General features: G+C 55.9%; 3 protein-coding genes. 2 read left to right on the top strand and 1 reads right to left on the bottom strand.

Annotated elements, in window-relative coordinates; translation table 11 throughout:
* Both Q0341_RS03445 and Q0341_RS03450 read left to right on the top strand, forming a co-directional pair.
* Positions 1 to 732 (top strand): DUF4158 domain-containing protein (locus Q0341_RS03445; RefSeq protein ID WP_299510577.1); only part of this gene is annotated, 732 nt, incomplete at its 5' end.
* Positions 665 to 2,935 (top strand): Tn3 family transposase, encoded by a 2,271-nt coding sequence (locus Q0341_RS03450; RefSeq protein WP_299510579.1) that lies wholly within the window; start codon positions 665 to 667, stop codon positions 2,933 to 2,935. The genes Q0341_RS03445 and Q0341_RS03450, both read left to right, overlap by 68 nt.
* Positions 2,936 to 3,043: 108 nt before the next feature.
* Here Q0341_RS03450 and Q0341_RS03455 read toward each other — a convergent pair whose 3' ends face one another.
* Positions 3,044 to 3,454, bottom strand: a complete 411-nt coding sequence (locus tag Q0341_RS03455; protein WP_299510581.1) for a helix-turn-helix transcriptional regulator — start codon at positions 3,452 to 3,454, stop codon at positions 3,044 to 3,046.
* Positions 3,455 to 3,597: the final 143 nt, after the last annotated feature.

The following is a 3,597-nucleotide window of genomic DNA, read 5'->3' on the forward strand; positions in this document are numbered from 1 at the left end:
TTCCAAGCCCTTGAACTGGGGTACTTCAAAGCAAAGCGAAAATTCTTCACCTTCCAAGTAATAGACGTGCAGGCCGATTTGCGCCATATCGCAGATCGGCACTTCTGGGGCATTGACACAAAAGAGCTGCAACTGCCTGTCGCAAAAACGCGCGCCAGAATTCAGCAATCCATTCTGGCACTTTGCGCCTACCAGGCCTTTGACGGTGCAGCCGCCACAGAATTGACCAGCAAACTGCTGCGTACGGCGGCAATATCGACCAAGCCCATCTACCTTCTGCGCGAAGCCCTGCACCATATTGAAACCCACCGCATTGTCGCGCCCAGCTACAGCACATTGCAAGACCTTATTGGTGCGGTGCTGGAGCGCGAGAACGCCCGCGTCACGCAGATTATGGACGAGCATATGCCAGCGGATGTCAGAAAAACCTTGGACGATTTGTTGCAAGGCGAGGATGACGACATGCTCACCCTGAGCGCCATCAAGCGTGAACCCAAGAGCTTTGGCAACAAGGAGTTGCGCCAGGAGGTGGAACGACGTCAATTCTTTTTTGCGGCTCACCAATTTGCGCTCACCTTCGTGCCGCGCGCGGGTCTGTCAAATGAAAGCGTCAAGTACTACGCCTCGTTGGTTCAGTTCTACACCCCGGTACAAACTCAGGCGTATGGCGTCGGCCAGTGCAAGACTTTTCCTGCTGTGCTTTTGCTTCCACCGGTTCCGCCAGATCAATGACAATTTGCTTGAAGCCTTCATCCATCTGGTTGGGCAATTTGACAAGCACGCCAAGATTGCCGCAAATGACGCCATGCATCTGGCAACCTCGGAGGCGAGCACAAATTTGCTCGCAGCCGGGGAAGTGCTGAGCCTCTTTGTGGATGAGTCCATCGCCGACGATTGTCCGTTTTCCACCGTCAAGACGAGGGCTTTTGAATTGCTGGACCCGAAGGCTTTCCCATCTGTCGCCGACTACCTGCGCAACATTACCTTTGACAGACTTGCCTTCGAGTGGGCTTACTTTGCCAAGCTCTCCATGGCCATCAAGCGCAACTTGCGTCATCTGTTTAAGGAACTCGATTTTTCGGGGCGCGTGGACGAGGCGCCATTGGTCAGCGCCATCACCCTCATGCAAGAACAATTGCGCCAGAACAAGTCACTGCGCCAGGCAGACTCTTCAAAGTTGCCTGAGGCCATCATTCCGTCAGCGCTCAAAAAACACCTGTATGTCGAGACCATCGAGGACGGAGAAAGGCGCAAAACCCTCGACGCGGACCGGTATGAGTTTCTGGTCTACCGGCTACTGCGCAATGCGCTGGAGTCCGGCGATCTGTATGTCAATCACAGCAACGAATTCCGCCAGTTTGAAGATGACCTGATCAGCGACGCCCGCTGGGAGCACAAAGACGCTGTGCTCGCTGAAATCGGACAGCCCTTCTTGACCACGCCCATCGAAGAGACGCTAGCGACTTTGCGCGCCAAACTCGAAGACCGCCTGGTGACCGTCAATCAGCGTGTGGCCGCCTGCGTCAACACCAACATCAAAGTCGTAGGCCAAGGTGATAAGAAGCGTTGGTCCCTGATTTACCCAACTGCGCCAGAGACCAGCAATACCCCGTTCTACAGCCAGTTGCCCGGAATTGCTGTTGCCGACCTGTTGCGCTTCGTGAACAAAGAGACTCATTTTCTGGATGCCTTCGAACATGTTCTGAATCGATCCGTCAAGCACGCGCCGGATCTGCGCCAAATCCTGGCTTGCGTGGTGGCCTACGGCACCAACATGGGTTTGGGCAAAATGGCCGAGGTCTCGGGCTTGAGCCACGCATCCCTGATCACCACCGCGCGCAGCTATCTGAGCCCGGATACCGTGCACGCGGCCAATGACGCCATCAGCAATGCCACGGCCGAGCTGCCTGCCTTCAGACTTTTCAACATCCGCGATGAGCTGCATTCCAGCAGCGATGGCCAGCGGTTTGAAACCCAGATCGACACCTTCAATTCCCGTTATTCGCCCAAGTATTTCGGCTGGGACAAGGGCGTGAGCGCCTGCACCGTGGTTGCCAACCACGTGCCCATCAACGCCAAGATCATCGGTACCCACGAGCATGAGAGCCATTTTGTGTTTGACCTGCTGTACAACAACACGTCGGACATCAAGCCAACGCGCCACTCGACCGATACGCATGGCACCAACCAGGTCAATTATCTGTGCCTGTATGCAAGCGGCTACAGCTTTGCCCCGCGCTATAAGACCGTGCAAAAGAAAACCGCTTCCCTGGTCGGGTTCAACCTGCCAAGTCAGTATCCGGCCGATATGCTTATTCGACCAAGCAGTAAGGCCAACGAAGAGTTGATCATCAGCGAATGGCCCAACGTCCAGCGCATCTTGGCATCCCTTGCGCAAAAGGACACAACCCAGGCAACTGTGGTGCGCAAACTCAGCAGCTACGCCCGGCAAAACAACACCAAAAAAGCCCTGTGGGAGTTGGACAACATCCTTCGCACCATCTATATTCTGGACTTCATTGATGATGTCGAACTGCGCCAGAGCGTGCAAAAGGCGCTCAATCGGGGCGAGGCCTATCACCGGTTCCGTCGGGCGGTGTCCTTTATCAACAGCGGGAAGTTCAAGGTACAGACGGAAACCGAGCAGCAGGTCTGGAATGATTGCGCCCGGCTAATTGCCAACGCGGTCATTTACTACAACACGGCCTTGCTGTCCAAGGTGTACGAACAGAAGGTGGCCGCCGGGGATCTCGACGCCATCGCGTTCATCCAGGGCATGTCGCCGGTGGCGTGGCAGCACGTGAACATGTTTGGGTCGTTCGAGTTCAGCGACGATGAGCAGAGCATTGACCTGGATGCCTTGGCGGCAAAGTATGCCGACTCGGTGTTCTGGAGCAACGCCACACAGCCTGGGCAAGGGGATCTTTTTGACTGATCGTTCTCAGCCGTCCATGGAATGCACTGACGCTTTTCTCTCCAATTGGGATCTCCCAGTCATTGTTGGCAATATGACTATGGGATTGAGTTGCCTGGGCCTCACCAGTCAAGCGGGTGGAGATGGTGGCGGCACCTTATCCGCTTTGGGGCGGGTGCGTGGACGACCCCGTTTACGTGGCTGGCAGCGTTCAACCAGTTGCTTGATAACGCGCTCAATCCAGTCTCGATCGGACAGGGCGAGGCTGGCCAACCAGATGCCAATGCGGTCGGCATGCTCGACGGGCTGAACGGGTGCTTCGCCAAGCAGATCTGCGATGGTGGTGTTGAGCAGCCGTGCGACGACGTCCACCACGGTCAATGGCGGGAGTATGTTGCCGGTTTCGTAACGCGACACGGTCAGGGTGTCGATTTCGAGGTACTCGGCGAGTTGTTCCTGTGTCAGGCCAACGGCCCGACGGCGGTCTCCGATGTTGCGACCCAAGCGTCTGGCCAGCGACCGACGTATGGGCTTTGCCATGCGTTGCTGTCCTTGTAAATGACAGCAATCGTCGTGTTTTTACGACGTGTTTGTAATGATGCTAAGTGCATCATGAATGCTTGACGCTAGACGCATAGCTGCGGCAAGGCAAGGCAAGGCAAGGCAAGGCAAGGCAAGGCAAG

The sequence above is a fragment of the uncultured Limnohabitans sp. genome, assembly GCF_937889215.1.
Classification (GTDB): domain Bacteria; phylum Pseudomonadota; class Gammaproteobacteria; order Burkholderiales; family Burkholderiaceae_C; genus Limnohabitans_A.